Source organism: Reticulibacter mediterranei (assembly GCF_016587455.1).
Map to the genome: position 1 here is coordinate 6,671,512 of NZ_BNJK01000001.1, position 25,608 is coordinate 6,697,119.

19 protein-coding genes are annotated in these 25,608 nt (G+C 52.3%); 12 read left to right on the forward strand and 7 right to left on the reverse strand.

What is annotated here, in order from left to right; genetic code table 11:
* Positions 1–48: 48 nt before the first annotated feature.
* Positions 49–1,767, reverse strand: coding sequence for a hypothetical protein (locus K3T83_RS28865; RefSeq protein WP_220206380.1), 1,719 nt, complete (start codon positions 1,765–1,767; stop codon positions 49–51).
* 235 nt (positions 1,768–2,002) lie between these two features.
* Here K3T83_RS28865 and K3T83_RS28870 point away from each other — a divergent pair, with 235 nt between their 5' ends.
* The 3 genes from K3T83_RS28870 (at position 2,003) to K3T83_RS28880 (ending at position 5,759) form a co-directional block, all read left to right on the forward strand.
* On the forward strand, positions 2,003–3,691 hold the full coding sequence (locus K3T83_RS28870) for a DUF1800 domain-containing protein (protein WP_220206381.1): 1,689 nt from the start codon (positions 2,003–2,005) through the stop codon (positions 3,689–3,691).
* 16 nt (positions 3,692–3,707) lie between these two features.
* The gene (locus tag K3T83_RS28875) at positions 3,708–4,970 is read left to right on the forward strand and encodes a DUF1501 domain-containing protein (RefSeq protein ID WP_220206382.1); all 1,263 of its coding nucleotides are present in this window, start codon (positions 3,708–3,710) and stop codon (positions 4,968–4,970) included.
* Positions 4,971–5,219: 249 nt separating this feature from the next.
* The gene (locus K3T83_RS28880; RefSeq protein ID WP_220206383.1) at positions 5,220–5,759 is read left to right on the forward strand and encodes a hypothetical protein; all 540 of its coding nucleotides are present in this window, start codon (positions 5,220–5,222) and stop codon (positions 5,757–5,759) included.
* Positions 5,760–5,774: 15 nt separating this feature from the next.
* Here K3T83_RS28880 and K3T83_RS28885 read toward each other — a convergent pair whose 3' ends face one another.
* The 3 genes from K3T83_RS28885 to K3T83_RS28895 form a co-directional block, all read right to left on the reverse strand.
* The gene (locus K3T83_RS28885) at positions 5,775–6,293 is read right to left on the reverse strand and encodes a hypothetical protein (protein WP_220206384.1); all 519 of its coding nucleotides are present in this window, start codon (positions 6,291–6,293) and stop codon (positions 5,775–5,777) included.
* A gap of 226 nt (positions 6,294–6,519) precedes the next feature.
* Positions 6,520–8,109 carry a monocarboxylate uptake permease MctP gene (mctP, locus tag K3T83_RS28890; RefSeq protein WP_220206385.1) on the reverse strand — a complete coding sequence of 530 codons (1,590 nt, stop codon included), beginning with the start codon at positions 8,107–8,109 and terminating at the stop codon, positions 6,520–6,522.
* A 143-nt stretch (positions 8,110–8,252) separates the two neighbouring features.
* Positions 8,253–8,453, reverse strand: a complete 201-nt coding sequence (locus K3T83_RS28895) for a DUF3311 domain-containing protein (RefSeq protein WP_220206386.1) — start codon at positions 8,451–8,453, stop codon at positions 8,253–8,255.
* Positions 8,454–8,742: 289 nt separating this feature from the next.
* Here K3T83_RS28895 and K3T83_RS58020 point away from each other — a divergent pair, with 289 nt between their 5' ends.
* From K3T83_RS58020 to K3T83_RS28920, 5 genes are all read left to right on the forward strand, one after another.
* Positions 8,743–9,381 carry an endonuclease/exonuclease/phosphatase family protein gene (locus tag K3T83_RS58020; protein WP_373324543.1) on the forward strand — a complete coding sequence of 213 codons (639 nt, stop codon included), beginning with the start codon at positions 8,743–8,745 and terminating at the stop codon, positions 9,379–9,381.
* A 1,159-nt stretch (positions 9,382–10,540) separates the two neighbouring features.
* Positions 10,541–12,577: an efflux RND transporter periplasmic adaptor subunit gene (locus K3T83_RS28905; protein ID WP_220206388.1), complete on the forward strand. Its 2,037-nt coding sequence runs from the start codon at positions 10,541–10,543 to the stop codon at positions 12,575–12,577.
* A 302-nt stretch (positions 12,578–12,879) separates the two neighbouring features.
* Complete coding sequence (locus K3T83_RS28910; RefSeq protein ID WP_373324620.1) at positions 12,880–13,659, forward strand: ABC transporter ATP-binding protein; 780 nt, start codon at positions 12,880–12,882, stop codon at positions 13,657–13,659.
* Between the two features lie 199 nt (positions 13,660–13,858).
* Positions 13,859–15,259 carry an ABC transporter permease gene (locus K3T83_RS28915; protein ID WP_220206389.1) on the forward strand — a complete coding sequence of 467 codons (1,401 nt, stop codon included), beginning with the start codon at positions 13,859–13,861 and terminating at the stop codon, positions 15,257–15,259.
* 107 nt (positions 15,260–15,366) lie between these two features.
* Complete coding sequence (locus K3T83_RS28920) at positions 15,367–16,737, forward strand: ABC transporter permease (protein ID WP_220206390.1); 1,371 nt, start codon at positions 15,367–15,369, stop codon at positions 16,735–16,737.
* A 357-nt stretch (positions 16,738–17,094) separates the two neighbouring features.
* Here K3T83_RS28920 and K3T83_RS28925 read toward each other — a convergent pair whose 3' ends face one another.
* Positions 17,095–17,235 carry a hypothetical protein gene (locus tag K3T83_RS28925; protein ID WP_220206391.1) on the reverse strand — a complete coding sequence of 47 codons (141 nt, stop codon included), beginning with the start codon at positions 17,233–17,235 and terminating at the stop codon, positions 17,095–17,097.
* A gap of 28 nt (positions 17,236–17,263) precedes the next feature.
* Between K3T83_RS28925 and K3T83_RS28930 the strand changes: the two genes are divergently transcribed.
* Positions 17,264–18,817: an ABC transporter permease gene (locus K3T83_RS28930; protein ID WP_220206392.1), complete on the forward strand. Its 1,554-nt coding sequence runs from the start codon at positions 17,264–17,266 to the stop codon at positions 18,815–18,817.
* 417 nt (positions 18,818–19,234) lie between these two features.
* Complete coding sequence (locus K3T83_RS28935; protein WP_220206393.1) at positions 19,235–20,563, forward strand: ABC transporter permease; 1,329 nt, start codon at positions 19,235–19,237, stop codon at positions 20,561–20,563.
* A 202-nt stretch (positions 20,564–20,765) separates the two neighbouring features.
* Here the strand turns inward: K3T83_RS28935 and K3T83_RS28940 are convergent, their stop codons facing one another.
* A complete protein-coding gene (locus tag K3T83_RS28940; RefSeq protein ID WP_220206394.1) occupies positions 20,766–22,097 on the reverse strand; it encodes a hypothetical protein in 1,332 nt (443 codons plus the stop codon).
* A 413-nt stretch (positions 22,098–22,510) separates the two neighbouring features.
* Here K3T83_RS28940 and K3T83_RS28945 point away from each other — a divergent pair, with 413 nt between their 5' ends.
* Positions 22,511–23,272 (forward strand): HD-GYP domain-containing protein, encoded by a 762-nt coding sequence (locus tag K3T83_RS28945; RefSeq protein ID WP_220206395.1) that lies wholly within the window; start codon positions 22,511–22,513, stop codon positions 23,270–23,272.
* Between the two features lie 53 nt (positions 23,273–23,325).
* Here the strand turns inward: K3T83_RS28945 and K3T83_RS28950 are convergent, their stop codons facing one another.
* Positions 23,326–24,507 (reverse strand): sigma-70 family RNA polymerase sigma factor, encoded by a 1,182-nt coding sequence (locus K3T83_RS28950; RefSeq protein WP_220206396.1) that lies wholly within the window; start codon positions 24,505–24,507, stop codon positions 23,326–23,328.
* 557 nt (positions 24,508–25,064) lie between these two features.
* On the opposite strand from K3T83_RS28950, the gene K3T83_RS28955 reads away from it, so the two are divergent.
* On the forward strand, positions 25,065–25,523 hold the full coding sequence (locus K3T83_RS28955) for a hypothetical protein (RefSeq protein WP_220206397.1): 459 nt from the start codon (positions 25,065–25,067) through the stop codon (positions 25,521–25,523).
* Positions 25,524–25,608 lie beyond the last annotated feature (85 nt).

A 25,608-nucleotide genomic window follows, 5' to 3' on the forward strand; every position in this document is an offset into this window, starting at 1 on the left:
TGGATAGAGATAGTGGTGCGCAATTACGCTATTATAAGCGTAACGAGATCAGTCTGCTTCTGTCAATATAGTAGTGCGATTGGGGGAAGGACGGAAAGCGAGAACGAGCAGCGGCACCAGCCAGGTCCAGAGGCCGCGCAGGAAGGCCCAGCGAAAATCGGTGAGTCCGGGGAGGAAGGTAGCGTAGGGAGACCATGTATAGAGGCAATAGAGGCTGAGCAGGCTAAAGGAAAAGAGGCGCACAGCCTGTGGGAACGAGAACTGCTGTAATGGGTGATGGAGGTGCCAGGGAAAACCATTTGCAGCTTCGAGCAGGAAGGCAAAGCCGAAGAAGGCTACCGTATACCAGGGCCAGAACCAGGGAGCGCCAAACAGCATGTAGACAAACCATGCCAGCGCCATCCAGCGAATCAGCATCAGTGGCGTCGTCAGCCTGTATTTCCCACGAAGGGGTTGCCAGCATAAGAGAGCGTAACACACGAGAAAGAGAGCGAGGCTGAGCAGGCGCAACAGGTTCTCAGCCGGGGAGCCGGTTTCGGGAGCAATGGGCGCACCGAAGAGATGAGCCACGCTATTGTAGAGGCGGGTGAGGAGATCCGCGAGCGTATTGATGTTGCGGTTCGTGCCTGGATTGACCTGAAGTACGACCAGCAAGCGGCCCTGTTGCCAGAAGGGGGCATAGAGGGCAAGAATGATGCCAGCGTAGAGCAGGAGAACTTGACAGAGCGTAGAGATGCCAGTGCGAATAGTCTCCTGTCGTGTCCAGAGGTAGAGCAGGAAGCCGGGGAACAGCAGGGCCACGTTCGCTTTGAGGCAGGTGCCCAGTGCTAATAGCATCGTGACGATCAGCATAGTTCTCAAGGATAGTTGCGGTGTTTGTTCCCGAACGAGGAACCAGAGGGCCAGCAGGACAAAGAGAAAGACCACCGTATCGTTGTGAGCGTTGACACAGGCCTCGAACAGCAGCAACGGATTCCAGGCAAAGGCCAGGGTTGCCTGCATACGGAGCCGCGCGGAGATCTCGCCTCTTGCGCGCTGGAGATAGCCGGCGATGGACCAGATGAGCAGCGTTGACCAGAGATGTGCGACCAGCCCCAGGAGCCGGAGCGCCAGCACCATCGGGGCCAGATGATCGGTGCCGAAAATGCTCGTCAGCCATTGGAGAGAACAGGAAATGAAAGCCCAGACAGGACCATAGGCTGATGGCTGATCGACCCAGTAGATATACTGATATACCAGATCGTGGCTGATGGCACGAGGAATCGTTGTCAGCGGATTGAGGCCGTAGAGAACGCCGATGCGCGCGTAGGCGATATAAGAGAAAATATCGGGCGAGGTCACGGTGGCAAAGAGCGAGCCGGTCAGGCCGAATATGAGCAGCGAAAGCACAATAGCGCGAAGCTTGATCGCACGGGGTAGATAGTGAATGGCCGCTGCGTAAATAAGAAACTGCACGACGAACAGGGCTAAAAGAATGCCTGTATCCTGCCAGCCCAACGCGATAAAGGGAGGCGAGGCGTGCGGAGCGTGGAGCAGCGTTGGATTGAGCGGTCTATCGGGAAAGAGCCACAATGTTGGTTGCAGGAGCCAGGGAAAAAGATCGTTAAGCGATGACGTTGTGAACCAGAGACCGTAAAGCGGCAGTGCCGCCCCAATCAGCAGGAGAACGGCCTCCATACAGAGGAACAGAGCGATGGGCAGCAGGCGGGATGGCCTGGGAGATGGTTTGATGGGTGTTTGCGCGTCTGTGGGCGTTGTCGTCTGCAATGTTTCCTCCTGTAAAGCTACTGATCCGTGCCACTGTACATCAGATGTCAGAAATAAGCAAGCGTAGACGAAACCTGGAATGTATCTTGAATGTATCTTGAGGTTTGTTTGTTACAATGTCATCAATCGAGATGTGCAAATGGAGTTATTCATCCATGAACAAATTTGCCTGTGGATGGAATATATGGAACAGCGAAGCAACAAAAATTTTTAATGAGTGTAGGAGGCACTTTCGATGGATGTACACGATCAGCCAACCGTAGCTGGATCTGGCGATGATGAGGTTACAGAGAAGAATCTGCCGACATTGCCAGAGCCAGCCAGCGCTCAGAATGTGGGGGCCAGTCCGCGTGCAAAAGGCATGTCGCGTCGTAAGCTTTTTGGATTGGCGGCGTTAGGTGCGGTTGGGGTAGGTGGTGTTGCGGCGGCGGGAAGTTTCGCGCTGGAGAAGATGCGCGAGTCTACTCCGGGAGTGGTGGGCAATGCTGAGCAGATTGGACATTTATTGCGGCGTGCAGGCTTTGGCGCGAGTCAGACGGAACTAGCAACGTACGCGTCATATGGCTTTAGCGGCGCAGTGGATCATTTACTCAATTATCAGCAGGTTTCAGATGACGCGATGGAGCAGCGGCTCAAGGCGTTGAACCTCGATATGAATAAGCCACAGGATCAGCAGCGCTGGTGGTTGTTGCGGATGGCATGGACACAGCGGCCCTTATTGGAGAAGATGACGCTGTTCTGGCATGGCGTTCTCACCAGTAGCATTCGCAAAGTCGGTGGGAAGGAAGCCTATATGCGCATGATTGTGCAGAATCAATTTTTGCGCGCCCATGCCTTCGACACCTTTGATAATATCCTCCTGGGTATTACAGGCGACCCGGCCATGCTCTTTTATCTTGACCTCACGAAAAGCCGGAAGAATGCGCCGAATGAGAACTATGCCCGCGAATTAATGGAACTTTTCACAATTGGCCTTGGTAATTATACACAGCAGGACGTACATGCGGCGGCACTCGCCTTGACGGGCTGGCATGTGCAGGGCAAGGCGAGCCAGGCAAGATACAGTGCCCACGACCATAATACGCAGGCTAAGACGTTTCTCGGTCAGACTGGCAACCTGGATTATAAAGATGTTGTGCGCATCCTCGCCAATCACAAGGCGGCTCCCTGGTTTATTAGCCGCAAGCTCTTTACGTTCTTCGTCTACGAGAATCCCAGCACTGCCGACCTCCAACCGCTGGTGGATACCTATGAGAAGAGCGGTCACAGCATGCGCGAGGTGATGCGCACGCTTCTGCTCTCACCACAATTTTCTTCGGCCAAGGCGTATCGTAGCCGCCTCAAGTCGCCAGTCGAGTTCACGGTAGGAGCGTTACGGTCGTTGAATGTGCAGTATTCGGGAGCCGGCCTGCCAGCGATGACGACGGCGATGGGGCAGACGCTCTTTGAGGTTCCCAACGTGGCAGGCTGGCCCGGAGACAAGGTGAGCACGCTCTGGATGAATAGCGGCACCTGGATGGCGCGCCTGAATTATATCGATACGTTGCTGGCCGGGAGCAAGAATGCGACAGCCAAAAATGCAGCGGGCAAGAAGGCAACTGCACCTGCTAAAAATGCCCAGACCAGCCAGAATAATCAGACCGGCCAGAACAATCAGTACAGCCCACTTGATTTGCAGGGTATCATCAATACCAACCATATCGATACGCCCGAACACTTTGTGGACTACTTCGCCGGTTTTCTCTTGGATGGCAAACTGGATGCAGATCGGCGCACGCAATTGTTGACGTATTTTAACAGCAAAGATAGCAAGGCAGTCCAGGCGCAGCAGATTACGCTGAGCGGGGGCAAGCAATATCCGCTCAGTCGGGTGCGTGGGACGCTGTACCTGTTAATGGCATCGCCAGAATATCAATTGAACTGAATGCAAGGGGTGAGCAATGAAACTTACACGTAGAGCAATGTTGCGCGATGGCATGCTGATTGTATCGGCGGGAATGGTGATGCCGTCAATTTTCACGCGTGGGGTCGCCTCGGCCAAAGCGATGACTTTAGAGGGATCGAGCTTCTCGCAATCTGCCAGTGATCGCACGTTGATTGTGGTACAGATGGCAGGTGGCAACGACGGACTCAATACCGTGATCCCGTTTACCGATTCGCTCTATCGGCAGATGCGCCCGACGATAGCGATTCCAGAGGCGAGTGTGTTGCAGCTTGATGGACGGCTGGGCCTGCATCCAAATCTGGCACCCTTGAAGAAGCTCTGGGACGCCGGGCATCTCGCGGTTGTAGAGGGCGCTGGCTATCCCAATTCCAGCCTATCGCATTTCCAGGCAATGGATATCTGGCAGACGCTTGATATGAGTGGGAATGGCAGTGAGGGTTGGCTAGGCAAGCTGGTCTCTGGCTGGGTCGATCAGGATGGGCATCCCTTTAAGGCGCTCAACATCGGCGCGCAGACCGCACAGGCGCTCTCTTCCATTAGTTCTCCGGTGCCGTCGTTGACGAATACTAAAAGCTATCGTCTGGGAACTGATCCAGCAGATCAGGATGGTGGAAAAGGGCGGCTTCAGGCGCTCATGAAGCTTTATAATTCCTATCCCAAAACGTCTCCCTATGCGGCGTTGCTGGATGCGACAGCGCTCGATGCGCAGGATGGCAGTCGCCAACTGCACACCGCCGATATGCAGTATCGTCCATCGGTGACGTATCCAAAGAATTCGTTTGGGGCTGGCCTGCAAGTGCTGTCTGAAGCGATTGTGCAGGGGCTTGGCTTGCGCGTCGGCTATATTACGCTGGGCGGTTTTGATACACATGCCAATCAGAAAGAGACGCATGATGCGCTCATGAAAGCGCTGGCCGATGGTCTTTCTGCCTTCTATACCGACCTGACCAATCACGGTAAGGCTGATAATGTCGTGGTTCTCACCTGGTCCGAGTTTGGGCGGCGTGTCCAGGAGAACGGCAGCCAGGGAACCGATCATGGGACGGCAGCGCCGATGTTCGTATTGGGTAATTCTGTGAGCAAAGGCATTTATGGAGAGCCGCCGGGATTGAACAATCTCGATAACAACGGAAATCTGAAATATACGACTGATTTCCGCTCCGTGTATGCGACGGTGCTTGATCGCTGGCTTGGAGCATCCTCGAAAGATGTGCTTGGAGGCTCATTTGGGGGGCAAAACTTCTTGCCGCATCCTTAGTCCACGCCTCACTTATCGCCCGCGCAGGGATTATCTCTGCGCGGGTTTTCTTATATCACTGCTTTGCTATAATATGTTGTGGATGTTCTTGTGATTGCGGTAAAGTCGTTCGTCGTTTCCCGATTGATCGGGAGGTGTCACTTCCTGGTTGCACTCCCTCCCGATAATGAAAAGTTCCTTTCATAATCGGGAAACGACGAATGACTTTACTGGATTTGTTTGTATACAGTGGGAGCAAAAATTATAGCTATGGACCAGATAGAGAAAAAACGTCGTTTCCGATCAGTGCGGATTGGTACATTGATTGCCATTGCAGTTATTATGCTGGCCGTCATTATGGTATTATTTTATGCGCCGCCGGAAGGGGAGACAAATAATGTCAGAGGAGACGCTGAAATAACACCAACGGTTGGCATTACCAATTTAACGGAAACATTGAAGATCAATCATACCTTCCAGTATAAAGATATCGATATCACTGTGTCGCAGGCAATGATTGCGACGAAGTTTTCGGATGATAAAAACCGCGCCGGAAAATACACTATTCGGGTGATGGTCCAAACGCAGAACAAGGGTCAGGAGATTATGGGCGTTGATTATGCCTCGCTTGCCCATCTGGTGTTGCCCGATGGAAAGGTGATCGGGACGAAACGAGTTTCTGTGAAGCCGCTGGAGATGCCCAATCAGCCACAAACCGGCTACTTTGATTTTCCCGTCGATACGCAGGTGTCCCTTTCCTCTCTCTCGTTGCGTTTTGATACCGCCACAACCGTTCCCTTTGGGAAGTAATAAACAGGCAGCTGGTCAATCTTCTTCGTGGGGCGCGCTGACATGTTCTACGCGGTGCTGCACATCCATGAGCGCCTGTTGACGTGGCGTGGCGATTGATTCTGCGCTGGGGAGATCGTCGCTCTGAAGCAGATCTTCGAGCGTGAGATAATATTCTACCAGGGCGCGCTCTCCCTGTGTCGTATGGGTAATGCACTCATCCAGAAGCGCCTGAGCCTCTTCATAGGTATTCAGGCGTTGCTGTGCGCCTTCCATCTCCTGCTGCGTTTGCTGCACACGCTCCATGAGGCCCGTCCTTTCGCGTCTCCTGATCCGTGTCATTTGCGGTTCGTCCTCCATCAAGCGTTGGAGCGTGAGGGCGGCCTCGCCAATTTCGATGCGCGTCTCATACTGACGACGCGCAAGCCAGGCACGAATGGCATGGAGGCGAACGAGAGGGCTGGCCCCCTCTGGGAGACGCAGGTTATCGTCAGAAAGCAGCTCATCACTGCCAGTTTCGGTTTCTTCCTCTGAAAAATCGTCATCAAAACTCATAGATAGCGCTCTTTTTCTTTCTCGTTCAATTATTAGATAGCGTATTTTGTTAGATTAGCATATGGATTCAAGGGAGGTCAAACAAGGAGACACAACTTGCGTGGATGTAATTATAGATTTTTAACAAAGTAAGCCTGGAGTTCGTAGTCGAGCGATTTATCGCGGTGGTGAACCACATTTCACACGGCTCCACCGCGATAAATCGCTCGACTACAACGGTTTGAGATTAGCCTAATGCTTCTTTGCCAGCTTCGACCGGCTCGGCTCCCACTGCCTCGTCGTTATAGTCGGCGGGAGAGGTGATGTCCTGGCCTCGTTTGGCTCCAATGGCCTCGAAGACCGGGGTAAGGATGACCGAGAGGACGAGATTGACGAGCAGCGCGGAAATCGCCTCGTACACTGGTGGACTAAGGACCAACCCCGCGATAGAGAAGGGGGCGACCGTCGCCGTGAGGCCGGTGGCGATGAACATCCAGGTGCCGCTAATCATTGCGACCGCCCAGCCAATCAGCAGCGCCCAGCGGTTGAACCAGCGGGTATAGAGGCCCAGGAAGACCGATGGGAGAGTCTGCAAAATCCAGATGCCGCCGAGCAACTGGAAGTTCAGGACGTATTGGGTGGGAATGTAGACGATGAACAGCAACGCGCCAAATTTGACGATCAGCGAGGTCAGCTTGGCAACCTGCGATTCCTGCCGGTCGGTTGCGTTGCGGTTGATATACTCTTTGTAGATGTTGCGCGTAAAGAGGTTGGCCGCCGCAATCGACATAACAGCTGCCGGGACCAGCGCACCAATCGAGATGGCTGCGAACGCAAAGCCAGCGAACCACGATGGGAACACCGCGTTGATCAGAGCAGGGATCGAGCCGTTATTGCCAAATCCCTTGAGCGGGGTAACTTTGGCGGCAATCGCCATGTAGCCCAGTAGCGCCAACAGGCCCAGCATCAGCGAGTAGATTGGCAACAGCGCCGCGTTGCGCTTCACGACCTTCGGGCTGTTGCTGCTCAGGACGCCCGTCAGCGAGTGGGGATAGAGGAACAGCGCCAGCGCGGAACCCAGCGAGAGGGTCGCGTAGGCCAGATATTGCTGTGGATGAAGGTTGTCGAAGAACTTGGGATTGGCGAGCGCCTTCGCATGTGCGGCATTGAAGATGGCATCGAAGCCGCCAAGCCGGATCGGGATGTAGATAATCGTGGCAAACAGGACGATGAAGATCATCACGTCTTTCACCAGCGCGATCATTGCAGGGGCGCGCAGGCCGCTGGTGTAGGTGTAGGCGGCCAGGATGATGAAGGCGATGATCAGCGGAATATCGACATCAAGGCCGAAGATCGAGGTCGTAAGCGGTATGCCAAGTGCCGCCAGGGACACCTGAATACCGAACATCTGGAGAGCGATATAGGGCATGGTTGCGATAATACCGGTAAAGGCCATCGCCAGAGCCAGCGATTTGCTGCCAAAGCGACCTTTGACGAAATCGGATGCGGTGACGTAGTTGTGCTGTTTGCAGACAGCCCAGAAGCGGGGCATAAGCAGATAAACGAGCGGATAGACGAGAATGGTATACGGGACGGCGAAGAAGCCGTTGAGCGCCCCCAGGCCATACATAGCGGCGGGGACCGCGATAAACGTGTAAGCTGTATAGAGGTCGCCACCCAGCAAGAACCAGGTGATCACTGTGCCAAAGCGCCTGCCAGCCAATCCCCATTCATGGATGAGGTCCAGGTCGCCTCGACGCCAGCGCGCCGCTATAAATCCCAGCACGGTCACAAGCAGGAAAAAAAAGATAAAGACAGCGATTGCATCCCACTGCATCTGTGAGGTCTCCCTTCATAAGTAAGGATACTGTTTGCAATGATTCCGGCAGATGATGCACAAAGATGAAAGCCGGATGAACAGCTAAAAAGGCATTGTGACGCCGATGTATTTCAAAAACTGGAACACATCGATACGCTGGCTCAAGCTCCTGCGAAATAGACAACGGCAGTGATGATGGCCGTTATAATGATCCAGAGCAACTGAAACCAGTAGAAGAAGGGAAAATCGAAAAGGGTTGGTCCACCAGAGCTATAGAAGGCGGGCCACAGCAGCACAATGAAGGGGATAATGAGTAGCCAGCGGAGCCAGTAGCGGCCCCGGCGTTCACGACGGGTAATCATACCATGTCTCCTTCGATCATGAGTTACAGAAGTTGATGGGAACAACTTGATGCAATGACCGGTGTGAGCGGCGACAATGCCTGCTCATCCTAATCCTATGTTATTTTAGGGGAGATGTCAATTGAGTGGCGCAATATTGCGATATTTCGTATAGTAATGTATTTCGGGTCATAATCGAGCGATTGCTCTCGGTAACTTCACGGGTGATTCGAGCTACCGAGAGCAATCGCTTGGCATGGCATTCTTGGTTTATTGCACTACATTCTATGTGATAGAAAGAGGGCATTATATGTCTGCACAACAGGTACGTGCTGTCACATTGAACCTGTGGGGCCAGAATGGAGCGTGGGCGGAGCGTAGGGCGGTGCTTATTGATGGTTTGCGAACGCTTCGGCCTGACCTGGTAGCGTTTCAGGAGACGATCAAGACCGATGAGTATGATCAGGTGATCGATCTGCTCGGCTCAGAGTTTCACATTGCTCATCAGGTTGGTCGAGATGCAGATGGTTTCGGCATATCAATTGCGAGTCGCTGGCCTCTTACGGAAGTGCAGGAGGTGGACTTGCACGTGACTCCTCGAACGGCAGATTTTGCCTGTACAACTCTGGTGGTAAAGATTCGCGCTCCCGATCCTATTGGGATTGGCCGTTTAGAAGAATCGACCACATTTTTGTGCGTTACGGTGAGCATGGCGGACCGACGCTCGCCATTGCTTCCTGCTCGCGCATCTTCAACGAACCAATCAATGGTGTGTGGGCAAGCGACCATTTCGGCGTTGTCGCAGACCTCGCGCTACCCGATGCTACAGATTAACCCGATCCCTTGCTGGGCGGCGAGATGTACTGTTGAGAGAAAGGTGTCGGCGTGCAAGGGGAGAACCTCATCGAGCGTGCGAAACGTGGTGCCGGGCCGCTGGTGGAAGCGCTGATAGTCGATCACGGCGAGCGCTTGATGAGGAGGGTGTACATCGCGCAAACAGAGGGAGAGTTGCAGCACTTCTTCAGGGGTGAGATAGCCGGAGTAGGAGGCGAAGGGCGCTCCAGGCTGATAGCCGAAGGGCATACAGCGCCGCTCACAGGCCAGCAGCTCGAAGAGGACCATTGCGCGTACAGCAATCGTCGCCAGCCAACCGCGTATCTGCAACGTTGCAGGCAGGCGACCAATCATCACGCCAATAGGTCCGACGCTGACATCCTCAACATCCTGTTCCATCTCCGAAGCTGCATAGATCGCCTCCTGTTCCTGCGCCTCTTCTGCCAGCATGTGTGCCTCCGTTTGATTGAGCAGGCGGGTGAGTTCGTGGCCAAGCTGATACATTGGGTGTTCTTGCGCTTTTTTGAAGAGCGAGAACCAGGGAAGGCAGTAGGTTTCGATGAGCGCGCCCCAGATCGTAGAAAGTGCCTCGGATGGTCGCAAGAGCTGGGGAGGATGGCGATAGATGTAGCGGTCGCTGGTAGCGGTAAACTGTTCGGGTGAGCAGAGATGAGCATACTCGCGCCGGGCATGGGGGCTATCGATCAGTTGTTTGACATATGCTCGTGCGCGCGGCCATGTGCAGAGCGATTGTAGAGGGACGGGTACGCATTGCTCTTCTCTGGCACAACGGGTCAACTGATACATCTGATAGAGAGGGTTTTCATCTCTATCTATCAACCAGTTGTTTAATGCTGGCATTACCTGTTGAGTATAAACCTGCCAATCAAAACCATGAATGCGTACAATCATCCTATTCCCCTCCCAAAAAGCTAAACTTTTTCATGCTTGTATCGTAATATTACCATCGTACAGCTACATGCGTTCATTTCCAAAGCAATAAGGCGATGGTACCATTGGGACTGCTGGGATTTGCTAATTGTTATAGCCGGGGCGGTATGATAGATATATCGGAAGGAGAAGAGTGCTTGTCAGGCCCGTTCTGAGGCTGAATGACCGGATATATTAAAGGTATTAACTTTACAATCTTTTTACAAAATTGAGACACTTCCGGTTTAGTAAAGCTGTATACTAGGGCCAAACATGTATGTAAGTCTCTGCGCCTGATTATACTAATTATATGTATATTTGAATGCTTAGGAGAGAGTCTTTGTATGTCACAACAACAAGGTTCACCGCAGCAGGTAGGTGCTGCAAGTCCATTACTTAATCTCCCTGGCCTCGGTGGAGGCGACCCCAACGATCCCGGATTGTTAGGCGGTCCCACAACGCCCTGGTGGAGACGGCGAAGCACAATCGTGATTGCCGCTATTATCTTACTGGTTATTCTGTTAGGGGCTATTTTAATACCTATATTGAACAAGCCAAAAACAGTAAACTATCAAATTCAACAGCCGAGGACGGATAGTCTAGCGCAGACAGTCACGGCCACTGGTCCATTGCAGAGCGCGATCTATAACCTGAACTTCCTGAGTACAGGCGCGGGGAGCGGCATTATTGACGAGTTGGATGTGAAGGTTGGACAGAAGGTGACGAAGGGGCAAACTCTCGCCAAGCTAAACAAAGTGGCGCTCCAGGATGCCTACAACCAGCAGGTAGCCGCAGTAGAGAACGCCAATGCCAATGTCTTCAATGCACAGGCGGCTCTAGGCAATGCCAGCAATTCGGCAAATGCAAACAACTCGGCTTCTCAGACACAGCTAAATGGCTCGAATAGCAATAAGAGTGCAGCCCAGAACGTTTCGCAGCAAACCATTGATGCCGATCAGACTGCGCTTGATAACGCTCAAACTGCGCTGGATCAGGCGAGAGCATCAGCTAATGCGACCAAAGCACAGGCTCAGGCACAGCTAAACTCTGATCTTAAAGCCTGTGATGCAACCCCAACGACGAGCAATAGTTCGTCGAGCAGCAGTTCGTCGAGCAGCAGTTCGACAAACACTAGCTCGACCAAAACGACGCCAACGGCAGTGCCAACAAAGAAGCCGTCTTCAACAAATACCGCGACTCCGACAGGGGGCGCTTCTATGGATACCAAACTTGCTCTTAGTAAGCTTAGTATTGAGGGCGTACTCATTTACAATGATACTTGCAAGTCCTTAGCACAGGCCAAATATAACTCAACAGTCGAAACCGCCGATACCAGTGTCCAAAATGCTCAGACTGCTGTTGATAATGCTGATAGCAAGCTGTCTTCCGATAAGGCTGTTGCCAATCAGACGAATGTTACCAATCAGAGTACCGTCAATAACAATCAGGCAGGCGTTAATACTTCAAAAGCGAATGGTGCCGTAACGGTACAGAGCGCGCAGACGAATCTTACTACGGCTTTAAACAACCTCAAGACGGCGCAGTTGCAGTTGGAGCAGGCAAAGCACAACCTCGACAACGCCACGCTCACGGCTCCTCACGATGGAACCGTCACGACCATCAATGGTACAGTTGGTAGCGCTCCTGGAACGCCACCCAATGCTTCCCAGGCCAGCACGACCACTTCGAGCAGCACGTTTATTCAGATCGTTGATACCGGCGTCTTGCAGGTCGTTGCCAACGTGAACGAGACCGATACCGCGAACCTGAAGGTTGGTGAGAAGGCTCAGTTCACCGTCAATGCGTATGGTGATCGCACGTTTACCGGCACCATCAGCCAGATCTCGCCAAACGGCCAGACCGTCTCTAACGTTGTTACCTATCCCGTGTATATAGATGTAGACAAGAATAGCGCGAAGGATGTAAACCTCTTCCCCGGTATGACGGCCAATGTGAGCATTACCGTCTTGCAGCGCGACGGCGTGCTGTTGATCCCGGTTGACGCGATCAACTTCGCTCGTCTTGCAAGTGGCAATGGCGCAACAGCAGCCAATGCTGCCGCCGGTGGTGGCGTGCCTCAGTTGATTGATCGCACAGCCGCGAACGCCGCAATGCTTCAGGCTCGTAAGATGCGCGAAACATTGATGGCAGAGCGTGATGTCTCGGCTGATAATCCTCTGCCCGCTATTGTCATCGTGAAAAATGCCAATGGGCAATATGTAGCCAAGCCCGTTGTATTGGGATTGTCCGATGGGACGAACTACGAAGTGCTGGATGGCCTGACCGCGCAGGATAACGTGGTTGTTGGCATCTCTGGCGGCAGAACCGCCACTGGCACTTCTGGTGCTAACGGCAACGGCGGTGGTCCCAACGGCGGCTAGCAGTTTGCTTGTAGTATAATAGTCGTGCTAACGCGAACATTTGTTGATCTGAATTGAGAGATCGTAACATGGCAAATGAAAACCCAATGCAGGCAGGAGGCGGCCAGCAGCGCCCCTCCTGGGCTGCCCGGCCAGTTCCAGATGCATCGGCTATCGAGAATCAGCCCACGCTGCCTGACCAGGCTGTGATACCACAGCCTGGTTCTCCTGCAACACAGGCTACTTTCGAGAACCAGTCTACAAAACCTCAAGCTGTTCTGACGCAAAATGAGGAAACTGTGCGTCCCAATGCCTCTGGATCTATACCGGTTATCTCTATCCGTGACCTCAGCAAGACCTATGTGATTGGCAAGAAGACGCGTGTTGATGCTCTTCGCGGCGTCTCGCTCGATGTCTATCCGGGCGAGTTTGTGGCGATCATGGGGCCGTCCGGGTCGGGCAAATCGACCTTTATGAACCTGCTGGGCTGTCTGGATCGCCCAACCAGTGGACAATACTGGCTGGCTGGTAAGTTGGTTAGTAAATTGTCGAGCGACGAACTTGCCAGCATTCGCAATCGGCTGATCGGCTTCGTCTTTCAGGGCTTTAACCTGCTGGGGCGTGCCACCGCGATGAGCAATGTTGAGTTGCCGATGGTCTACGCCGGATTGCCCAAAAGAGAGCGCGAGAGCCGTGCGCGTAAGGTGTTGACGCTGGTTGGTCTGGGTGGACGTCTGCATCACAAGCCGCCGGAGTTGTCGGGTGGTCAGCAACAGCGCGTTGCCGTAGCGCGCGCCCTCGTGAATGGTCCATCTCTGTTGCTGGCAGACGAGCCAACTGGCAACCTGGACAGTAGAACGAGCGTAGAGATTATGGGAGTGCTACAGGCGCTCAACGACCAGGGATTGACGATTGTCCTGGTCACGCATGACTCTAAAATAGCGGAGTATGCCAGACGCCAGGTGGCCTTTCTGGATGGTCGTATCGTTCGCGACGAACCTGTAGTAGCGCGTCGCTCCGCTCAGGATGAGTGGGCTGCATTAATAGAAGCCGACGCAATCGAGAGCCAGCGCCAGACGCAAGTCAAGGAGGAGACCCCGTAGCCACGCTTTCATAATTGGTGCATTTGCTAACTCTTCGAGGTGAGAGTATATAGCAAACCGGGCGAGGACAAGCCATCGCCCCTGCCATATACGCAGCTTCGAGGATAACACATGCAGGCCAAAGGCAAGGTATATGGCAGGGGCGATGGCTTGTCCTCGCCCGGTTTGTCAATGTAAGAAACGCATCAAGGAGGAGACCGTGAGCCGTTCAATGCAGCCGCCACCAGGCTCCGCGCCACAGATGAAGGCGAATCGCCCTGCGAATCTTTCTACTAATCGTACAATGCAGGTTGCATCACCTGCTGGAGTACCAGCGACACCATCGTCGCAGGCTGCTCTAGAGAACATGATGCAGCAGTTTCGAGTAGTTAAGCGTAGACCATTTAGCTCTCTGGGAGCAAATTACGGTAGTGCATTAGAGGCGCTTTGGGGCAATCGTACTCGTTCGTTTCTTACTATGCTGGGTATCTTCATTGGCGTGGCTGCTGTTATCGCGGCGCTCACTCTCACACAGGGCGTCAGCGCGTATATTGATAATCTGATCGGGCAGTTAGGGACGAATACTGTGATGGTCTTCCCGGGCGCGACCAGCAATAGAGGCGCACAGGGCGCAGGCACCGCCCAGTCATTGAGCGATCAGGACGCCCAGGATATTTCGCGCCTCCAACACGTCGTTGCCGTCAGTCCCGTGATTGTCGCTGGTGGCGTCCAGGCGGTCTATAAGGGGCAGAACTGGAATACCAACGTCAACGGCGTGAATGACAGCATGCAGGACATCCAGGGCTGGAAGCTGGCTCAGGGAACTGCCTTCTCCGCAGTTGACGAGCAGCAGAAAGCATCCGTCGCAGTGATTGGCGATACTGTGATGCACAATCTGTTTGATACGTCGGGTGATAACCCGATTGGCAAAGAGATTCGTGTACGCAATCAGTTGTTTCGGGTTGTTGGCGTCTTGCAGGCCAGCGGCAGTGGCTTTAGTGACGACGACGTGATCTATGTGCCATTCAGTACTGCTCAGCAACGTTTACGCAATACCACCTTCATAGATCAGGTTCAGCTAGAAGTAGACAACCGTAGCAATATTACTGAGGTGGAGACCGCTATTACCGCACTGCTCAGAAAGAACCATCACCTTCAAGCTGGACAGTCAAATGATTTTTCGACCTTTGACTTCACGCAATTTTTACAACGCGCTCAGCAACAGACCACAATCATGACGCTGCTCCTGGTGGGTATTGCTGCCATCTCGCTCACGGTAGGTGGCATTGGCATTATGAATATTATGCTCGTCTCGGTTACGGAACGGACGCGCGAGATCGGCATTCGCGTCTCAATTGGGGCGAAACGGAGCGATATCCGTAACCAGTTTCTTGTTGAAGCCCTGATGTTATGTATGATCGGGGCCGCGATCGGGTTGGTGCTGGGACTCTTGATCGGCTGGGTAGTAACGCATGCTACCGGCTTACCGTTTGTTATCACTGTGACTACTATTGCCATACCAATCGTTGTTTCTGTAGGAATTACACTCATTTTTGGTATCTATCCGGCAATACAGGCTGCGCGTCTGGACCCTGTAGAGGCACTGCGCGTCGAGGCTTGATGTCGGGTGCAGTTGAGTAGAGACTTCTCTGGAATACAAAGGTATATGGAAGAACGCAAACGTAGCATATGCTGTGCATGCGACAGCCAGATCAAGGAGGAAGCCGCGTGAGTCGTCCACCCCAATCTCATACCGAAAGCGATAATGTCAGGTCTACTACAGCCCTGGCCGCTCGTCCCTCCTCTGGCCTGACGGCAGCGGAACGTCAAACGACGCTGGAGAGCATGCTTCAGCAGTTTCGTATCAAGCGCAGGGGGGTGGGCAGTTCGTTTGGAACGAGCATAGGGAGCGCGTTCGAGGCGCTCTGGGGCAATCGCACGCGCTCGTTCCTGACTATGCTGGGCATCTTTATTGGCGTGGCGGCTGTGGTAGCGTCGATGACGTTAACGCAGAGCGTCAGCGCCTACTTTACGAATATTATCGAAGGGTTGGGAGCCAACACCATCATTATCCAGCCTGGCTCAAATAGCAATCGCGGCGTCGTCTCCAAGCAGAGCGAGCAATCTCTCACCGTCAAAGACGTGCAGACGATTGAGAAGATAAATCACGTAACCGCCGTCTCTCCGGCTGTGGTGAGATCGAGCCAGGTAGTATACCAGGGACAAAACTGGAAGACCCGCATCTGGGGTGTGAGCGAATCGTTTGCGAGCATTGAGGGCTGGGAGATCAACCAGGGCGTCTGGTTCTCGCAGGCCGATGATACGGGCGCGCAATCGGTCGCGGTGCTGGGAGATACCGTTGCGAAGAACATTTTTGGATCGAGCGGTATCAGCCCTATCGGGCAGAAGATCCGCATCGGCCAGGGGATCTATCGCGTGGTGGGAACGTTGACGCCCAAAGGTGGATTTAGCCAGGACGATGTTATCTACATGCCTTTCAATACTGTGATGAATCGTTTTGGTGGCAGGGCAAACGCCTCTGTTGATGGTATTCAGTTGCAGGTTGATAACGCGGATAACGTTACTGTTACGCAGCAAGCAGTGATCTCCGCGTTGGAACAGAACCATCATATTCGTGCGGGGCAACCAGATGATTTTCAGATCATCACTTCGGAGCAGCTATTAGCGCAGGTGCAGCAGGAGACGGCGATCATCTCGGTGCTGCTGGTCGGAGTGGCCGCTATCTCGCTGACCGTTGGCGGGATTGGCATTATGAATATCATGTTGGTATCTGTCACGCAAAGGACGCGCGAGATCGGCATTCGTATGTCAATAGGTGCGCGTAAGAAAGATATTCGCAATCAATTTCTGGTCGAAGCGGTTGTGTTGTGTCTGCTAGGTGGTGGTCTGGGACTGCTCGGCGGGCTGGCGGGCGGTGCCGCGATGTCCGCAGGCTTTGGGATGCCCGTGATCATTTCGATGGTGACGATCATTACGCCGTTTGCTGTTTCAACGGCGATTGCGCTACTCTTTGGCATCTATCCGGCGGTAAGAGCTTCGAGCCTTGATCCCGTCGTGGCTTTGCGCAAACCCAAATAACGTTATGCATAATGCATGCAAAAGCAAATGCAGGGAGAGATTCTCGATATTGCTCGCTATGCTTGTTGGCAGTGCAAATGAGCAGAAAAGCAAAGGTAGGAGATCTCTCCCGATTCTTATATGGAAGCATGTTTTGCGTGAAATGTATGTGTAATGGCAAATGATATGACAACCACAAAGGGTGTCGCGCGAAAAGTCCTATATCCTTTCAAGATGGACATGAGCTATGTTAGTCTCTATTTATAGAATTGTGTCAATGTAGATTTTTATGATTATGTTAGATTTTTTACGATTGAAATTGTATTATGGCGTTTTAATAGAGCGCAGATGAGGAAGGAGAAAAACAGGTGAGTCGTTCTATGCGCCCACGTTTGGGGCGAACTCAATTGCGTAAAACTTCTTCTCCATCTCTCTTGCCAGGGCATGAGTCGCCAGCATCTCCAGGAGAAGAGGGTGGTGCAGCGCCTGTGGCCCCCCGGAGGCGGTTCGTGTCAACACACCGCAACTGTCGTTTGCGCCGGAGAAGATGGTTCAGGCGCAAATAGTCCCGGAGCAGGTGGTAGAAGAGCAGAAAGTTCCAGAGCTGAGAGTAGAAGAGCGTGCTGAGGCGGTAGCGGCAATAGCGGATCAGCCAACGGGAGCGATTCCCCCGACCCCTGTAGTGCCGCATCCCGAGCTGGATGTCCCTCCTGAGACCGAAGCGGCTGAGTTGGCTCCGACCAGGACGACGACAGGTAGCATCCCTGTCTGGGCATTGGAGACGATTCCGATGTTCGCGCCTCGCCCTATGCCGCAGGTTGAGACGGGGAAGAGCAAGGACACGCCACTTGAGTTGATGTTGCGTGATCTGCGCGTGCGCAAGCCAAAGATCTTTAATATGCTCAGGACCAGCATAAGAAGTGCGCTGGCATCGATCTGGCTCAATCGCTTAACCTCTTCACTGACCACACTCAGCATCGTGATCGGCATCGCTGCGGTGATCGTTACCCTGGTACTGGTGCAGGGCGCGGGAGCATATTTCATCGATGTGCTTGTCGGGCTGGGTAATAGCTCTATTGTGATCGATGCTGGCACCTATAATAATGGCTGGGATATGACGAGCCAGCCTGTGCGCACCCTTTCGCAGCGCGATGTGCTGGAACTGTCGAAAGTGCAGCATGTGGAGGCAATCAGCCCGGTTATTAACCTGGATCAACAGGTGGGCTTTGATAATCAGAAATGGCAGATCAATGTGCAGGGAGTGTCGCCCACCATTGAGGACATGCAGGGCTGGCAGATGGAGAGTGGGCTGTGGTTGAGCCAATCGGATGATGCCGGTGTGAAACAGGTTGCGGTGCTTGGCAGCGACACGGCGCAGAAGTTTCTGAACGAGTCGGGGCTTGATCCGCTGGGAGAGAACATTACCATTGGTTCGCAATCGTATAAAGTAATTGGCATCTTAGCTCCACAAGGTGGATACAAGCTGGACGACGTGGTGTTTATTCCCACGAATACGGCATTATTGCGTATAAATGGCGTCAGAGGTATTGATAGAATCGAAATCAAGTTAGATAATACTACTGATAGCTATCTCACGATCAAGCAGATGGTCAACATTCTGAGAAAGAATCATAAGCTTGCGGTCGGTGGTCCGAATGATTTTCAGATCAACGCGACTCAGGATTTGATCGCGCTGACGCAGCAGGAGTTGCAGGCAATGAACATCCTGCTGATTGGTACGGCAATCATTTTGCTGGTAGCCGGTGGGATAGGCATTATCAATATTATGCTGGCCTCAGTAACGCGGCGCACACGGGAGATTGGTGTTCGTATTGCGGTTGGCGCGAGACGGAGCGATATTCGCAGTCAGTTTTTGATTGAGGCATTAGTGTTAAGCCTGGGCGGTGGAGGATTGGGTATGCTGGCGGGGCTGGGCGTTGGCTATGAACTCATGAAATTCATTAACGCGCCATTTATTGTCTCCTCAGTAACGTTTGTTATGCCGTTCGCAATAGCACTGTTTATTGGTATTGTCTTTGGCCTCTATCCTGCCATTCGTGCCGCGCGCCTGGAACCCGTCGTCGCGCTACAGGGTTCCTGAGCGGGCCGGGAGGAACTACTGGTCATTTCGGCTTTTTGTCTATCGTCTACGAGAGGATATCAGGGGAAATTCAGGGAGACGCCGCCCGATGGAGGGCTAGAGGGTTCCCAGGTCTCCTTCCCTATCCCTTACTGTGCAAGCGGCGAGAGAGACGAGAAGATACACGGACTATACCTCTAGCCTGCCATTATCAGGGGTTATTTGCTCCTTGACCACCCCTGAAACGTTGCATGCTCGCTTGATGCAACCTGTCGTAGCCGAGCGATTTATCGCGGAAAAGCGGAAGACCGCGATAAATCGCTCGACTACGACAAGGGGCGCTGAGTTCATCAAGCGAGCATGTGTAGTAGGGTCGTTGTGAAGAATCTTGTGGGGTAGCTGTGCTGCTCTGCGAGAAGGTCAAGGAGGACTGTGGGTATGAACCACCCGGTATCGTCGCCATCATCGGTGCCAGCCGAGCCGTCGCAACAGGAGCTATCGTTGCCGAGCATGTTGCGATCATTGCGTGAGCGCGAGTCACGGCCAATGAGTATGACTATTGCAAGTTACACCAGTGCCGTTGAAGCCCTCTGGATGAATCGTCTCCGTTCGTTGTTGACCACATTAGGGATCTTTATTGGAGTTGCCGCCGTCATTGCCGCTCTCACGCTCACACAGAGCGCGGGAGCCTATGTTACCAGTGTTATTAATGGATTGGGAGCGAATACCGTTTTTGTGCAGCCGGGCGCGATTCGTGAGCGAGGAGCCGTCCAGAAAAACGGTGCTCAGACGCTTACCGTGCAGGACGCCCAATCGATTGCGAAATTAACGCATGTTACTGCCGTTAGCCCGATAGTTTTTACGGGCGCACAGGTTATCTACAGAGGACAGAACTGGCGCACACAGATCAACGGCGTCAGCGCCTCATTTCAGATGATTCAGAACTGGGAGTTAAACCGGGGCTTCTGGTTCAGTGATGCTGACAACACGGCCGCACAACCGGTAGCTGTATTGGGGGATACGGTTGCGCAGAACCTCTTCGGGAACAGCGGGATTGATCCTATCGGGCAGAAAGTCACGGTGAGGGGACAGGTCTTTCGCGTGGTCGGCACGTTGATTGCGAAGGGAGGATTTAATCAGGATGATACGATCTTCATCCCATTTAATACCGCGCTTACCCGTCTGGGCTTCGGTGGAAGTCGAGGCATAGGGCAGATCCAGTTTGAGGTTGATAGCTCACAACATGTTGATACGGTTGTTCAGGCTGTTACAGCGAATCTTGAGCAGAGCCATCACACACGCGCCGGGCAGCCAGTGGATTTCCAGATCACCACTTCTGCGCAATTGTTGCAGCAATCGCAGCAAGAGATCCAGATCTTAACTATCCTGCTTGTTGGCGTTGCGGCCATCTCGCTCACGGTGGGCGGCATCGGCATTATGAATATTATGCTCGTCTCGATCTCGCAACGCACGCGCGAGATAGGGATACGAATGTCTGTGGGGGCGCGTAGGAGCGATATTCGCAACCAGTTTCTCATGGAAGCATTGCTGCTCTGTCTGCTTGGAGGCGGATTGGGGTTGCTTGGAGGGCTGTTGATTGGTGGCGGTGTGACCTCCAGTATTGGCATTCAGCCTGTCTTCACCGTCATGACGTTTGTGTTGCCTTTCGTCGTGTCTGCGGCGATAGGGATTGGCTTTGGCCTGTATCCCGCCGTCAAAGCGGCTCGACTTGATCCAGTTGTGGCGCTCCAACGCGGCACCACATAGGGAATCAGTGCGGGCATCTGCATTTGGCTGATATGATCGTTGGTGTATGCATGAAATCTTAGGAAATGGCCGAATATGGCAGGGGCGATGGCTGGTCCTCGCCCTGGCCGCAACACACGTAATATGGGAAGCACGGGCGAGGACCAGCCATCGCCCCTGCCATATTCGAGTGGCCCCATCTCATTTGCCAGATACCTATTGTTCATTCATCACTATTATCGCTGGAAGCACTTTTCGCAGGCTCTCGATTTGGTAATGCAAATATGCCCATTTGTGCCTGTCGCATCATGGCTTCGAGGAATGGATCGTCATGCAGGCTTTGAGAGGCATCTTGTGCATTGTCCTGTTCCACCAGATTGTTGACAACCTCCTCCGGCAAGTTCATGGTCAGTGGTTCCAGATCAGGGGTCGGAGCTATAGTTGTGAATGGAATGTCCTCCTCTGGGGGTGATGCCATAGTCTTGAATGGAATGTCCTCCTCGAAGGCCGATAAGATAGCGTCCTGGATAGGAATGGTTGTGTAGGAAGGGGATGGCGTTGCAGGAACTATCCCCAACTCTGCTTCTAGTTGTGATTCCTCAAGCGATATCACCCGGGTCTGTTGTATAGGAGCGGGCGGTAATCCAGCGTCTGTGGGCTGGTCTTCGACGGCAGGTTCCGCTGCCATAAAGTTTGGCTCAGGCTGCTGCATTGCTATCAGCATTGCAGGAGGGAGCGGTTCGGAAATTTGCATGGTGTAATTGGTTTGAGACGGAACCGGTGGTTGTTGTCCAAATGCCGCTTCAGCCTCCCTCTGAGCAATCCAGGGATCAGCAGGAACGACCGCCTGGTTTGCAAGAACACCATTCTGTTGCATTTTTTGTTGCTGTTGCCGCCGCAATAGCCATGCAGCCAGAATGCCAGCACATCCCAGAATAGCGATGCTTACGCCTCCTATAGGGAGGAGCATATTGGGAGAAGAATTTTTGTTTTTATTCTGTTCATTCGTCATAGTCTTTGTAGCATCATTTTTACTGGTATCATGCGAGGTATCTTGAGTTGCTACTGGTGTATTGCTGATCGCTGTAACTGTTGACGTAATAGATGGTGTAGGCGTTAGTTCAGAGGCCGGTTGACCTGCACCTGCTGCCGTTGTTGCTGTTGGTGCAACAGTAGGGGCCGCTACAGTAGGTGTAGATTTGATGCTTTTCGTGGGCGTCGGGATCGGAGTAGGAGCTTTTGTCGGCGTATGCGTAGGTGTAGCAGTGGGCGTATCAGTAGGTGTGGCAGTGGGCGTCGAAGTGTCTGTTTTCGTTGGTGTGGGTGTACACTTCCCCAGGAGCGGCAGGCAGAGAAGCTGACTATTAATGTTAGCTGAGATAATACCGATAAGAGAATAATGAGAAGAACTGTTTGTGTTTTGTTGATTGATGTGATGCACTGGTGTAGTATCGGCAAGAGCCAGTGTGCCAGCACCAGAAAATATGAGCAGAGCAAAGCCGAGCGCCGCAATAGCCAGTAGGCGCTGCCCTGTTCTGGATTGTTTGTTTCTCACGTTCTGCGAACCTCCCAGCGCAAGATATTGTTAGATTAAGTTAGATTGGAAAAATGAAAACAAGGAATGCAAGGAAAGGGGGCAATCCTGTCATCGCTGGCCCGAATAGCATAGAGCTGCGGGCACAATCCTGGCGACCAACCAGGAATATCACTTATGAATCAGTGTATGTGGATGTGACAGGGCGCGTCAAGCAAACGGCAAGAATGTACTACTAGTTTGATAAGAATAAATGTAATTGATCAGTATAATTGATGAGAATAGCGAGTTTTTAGCAGGTTTTTAGCATATATCATTCCCGCGCGAAGCATTTCTGGCCCTACCCCATTTGGTATATGCTGTAACGTCTCATAAAGACCAGGCGTATACAAAGTAGAAGCACCGCGAAGACCACCTGTAAAGGAGATACCTCTATGCTTATCAATCATGCGTCGTTATTGTCCCTGACGGATCGTCTGCGCCGGAAGCTTTCTTATATGTCAGTATCCAATCATAGACGAAAGCTTATATGTTCTCCTATTCTATTAGAAAACAATCTAGTTACCGCTTCTGAAATGGCAATGTTACAGGCGTTTTTGTCGTCTTATGACCATAATACCTATGAACATGCATATCGTATCGCAGGAACGGCTCTGGAAGTAGCGTACTCCTTGGATTTGACTGAGGAAGATGCTGGTCTGATATACCTCTCAGCATTGTTGCATGATATCGGCAAAGCCGCTATTCCAAGCGCCATTTTGCAGAAGCGCGGACCTCTGGACGAGGGCGAGCAGCAGGTAATGCGGCTACACCCGCAAATCGGGCAGCACATGCTGGCTCAGGCTGGTGGTGTTTTTAGTAGACTGGCTGATATTGTGGTGGCCCATCATGAGCGTTGGGATGGTCAGGGCTATCCTTTTGGATTGGCGGGAGAAGATATTCCACTGGCAGGGCGAATTCTCGCCGTTGTTGACTCATTTGATGCCATGACATCGGAGAGGGCGTATCAGGAGCCGCAGTCGATGGCTGTCGCGTATGCGGAAGTGGAACGGTGCGCCGGGAGCCAGTACGATCCGCGTGTCGTTGCTGCTTTTCTCAGCGCATGCGACACACGGACTGTTGTGAATACTGGCCTGATCGCTGCTCCCTTTGGCCCCTGGCTGGCTCGAACCAATGTCAGCGCCCTCTCTGCATAATATGTGAGCAGGCAAAAATCATTTGCGAGCTAGCTGTGATGGAAACTGATGAGCTAAGCGAAATCGCGCAGAAGATGCACTTGAATCGGCTGACGCAGCGTACGTAGCGCTTTGACCTCGATCTGGCGGATACGTTCTCGCGTCAGCTTAAAGTAAGAGCTAAGCTCTTCCAGAGTGTGACAGTATCCATCGTGGAGGCCATAGCGTAGCTCGATGACCTGACGCTCACGTTGATTAAGCGATTCGAGTGCTCTGGAAATCTGGTCGCGCAACACCTGATGGGTCACTACTTCCGCAGGGGCCGCCGCGTGGATATCCTCCAATGTATCTGCCAGATGATACTGCTCATCGTCAATGAGTGGCGCATCCAGCGATATAGGAGTTTCGGAGATACTTTGTAGCTCAACAACCCGCTCTTTGCTGAGATTGATCGCGCGTGCAATCTCTTCTGGAAAGGGATCGCGTCCCAGCTCTTGATAGAGTTGACGGGTGATGCGCTTCATCTTGTAAATCATCTCTACGACATGTACTGGCACGTGGATGGTACGCGTGTGTTCTGCCACCGCACGGCTAATGGCCTGGCGAATCCACCAGGTTGCGTAGGTGCTGAAGCGAAAGCCCCGTCGTGGATCAAATTTTTGCACCGCACGTATTAAGCCAAGATTGCCCTCCTGGATAAGATCGAGCAAAGAGATACCATGATTATTATACCGTTTGGCGATGCTGACAACGAGGCGCAGGTTTGCTTCTACCAACTGTTGCTGTGCAAGCATATCTCCTTCCGCAACGCGTTTGGCTATTTTCAACTCCTGCTCGGGAGTCAAAAGCGGGAAACGACCAATTTCTGCCAGATATTGTCTGATGGCATTTTCAGCTTCATTTTCGGTCTCCTCCTCTTCTTCCAGATAATCTTCATCTTCATCCTGAAATTCTGAAAATCCTGACTTTCCTCTTCCTCTCCCTGGCTTATGGCCTGAAGATTGAGTCACTGCTCTTTTTGTTAATGCTTCTTCACCCACATGTGGGTGGGAAGCCTGTTCTCCTGTCTCCTCTGTCATTACTGCTCTCTGCTCTGCCCTTCTTCCCTTTCTACCCAATGCTGCCGTTGGGTGTGTCGTTGCAGCTTTTTGCACTGGCTGGGCATATGGGATTTCTCCCTGCTCAGCTACTAATGATCGCCGGGTATCGAGACGATCTGTTGTTGTCGTCTCCATCTGATTGACACTGGCTACCATATACCTACCTACTCCTTAATACCTCAAAACCCATTCCACAAATTGGTAACCGGAGACGTATGATGCCGATAAACACTCTTATCGATGAAGAGAGCGATTCCAGCATCACTGTGTCCAATTATTTTTTTCGGACACATCCCCCCTTGCCATAAAGAAGGTGCAATATATGTGCCAATATAGAGTTGTAGGGATATAGATGCGAAAAATTCAGTATTGGTATGCCTTAATGCATTGAAATACCCGTTTTTTGTACTATCTTTTTGAAAATTTTTGCGGCTATTTCGCATATGCAGAGAACTTTTCGGGTAATCAACGGCCTGAGAACTGGAAATTTTTTCCACAAACTGTGGATATTTCCACAGTTGCTTCGTTCTTGCGCTTGCTTTCCAGGTTGGATGGTCTGTTATGCCCGCCAGAGATCCGAGTTGCCTGAGTGAGAGCGAAAAGAAATACGCATCGCGTTTATTTACCTGAATGAGATGAAGATGCATTGACCTGTTTCAAGTTGTACTATTTTGTTGCACTATTTTTCAGATAGAAATGCCAGGAGCCAGAAGATGCGTAGGTATAACGATGAACAACTCTACGTTCTCAAGCCATTTCTTAATGATGCTATTCCTCCTCGTGCTTCGGCACGCCCACACAACGGTATGAGAAAACGTATGGATACTCCTTTGCCCGTTTACGACATTGCCGACATTGATACTGTGCCACCTGTTGCTACAGCCGATATTTCTTTTCAGGATACTATCGAACAAAAAACGTGTCGGCCGTATCCTGATGAGGATGTGAGCAGTATCTATACACAGTATATTGCTGGGACAAAAAAATCTTTAAAGAGCTATTGGGATGCGCGCGAACCAATTCTGTTGAACCCTATCGAAAATATCCGCTGGTGGTTGCTGTATCCAGGCCGCCTTGAGTTTCTGCTCTGGGTCGGCGGGACGCTGCTCTTATTGACGATTACCATTTTGCTCACCCTCGTTACTATAATGAGCCTTTACACTTTTCATTAACAATTCTTTATGCAATGCCTCTTTCGATTGAAATTTATCTATTTATAGCCAAAATGATTAAGTTCAGGCGAAATGTTCATCTCCC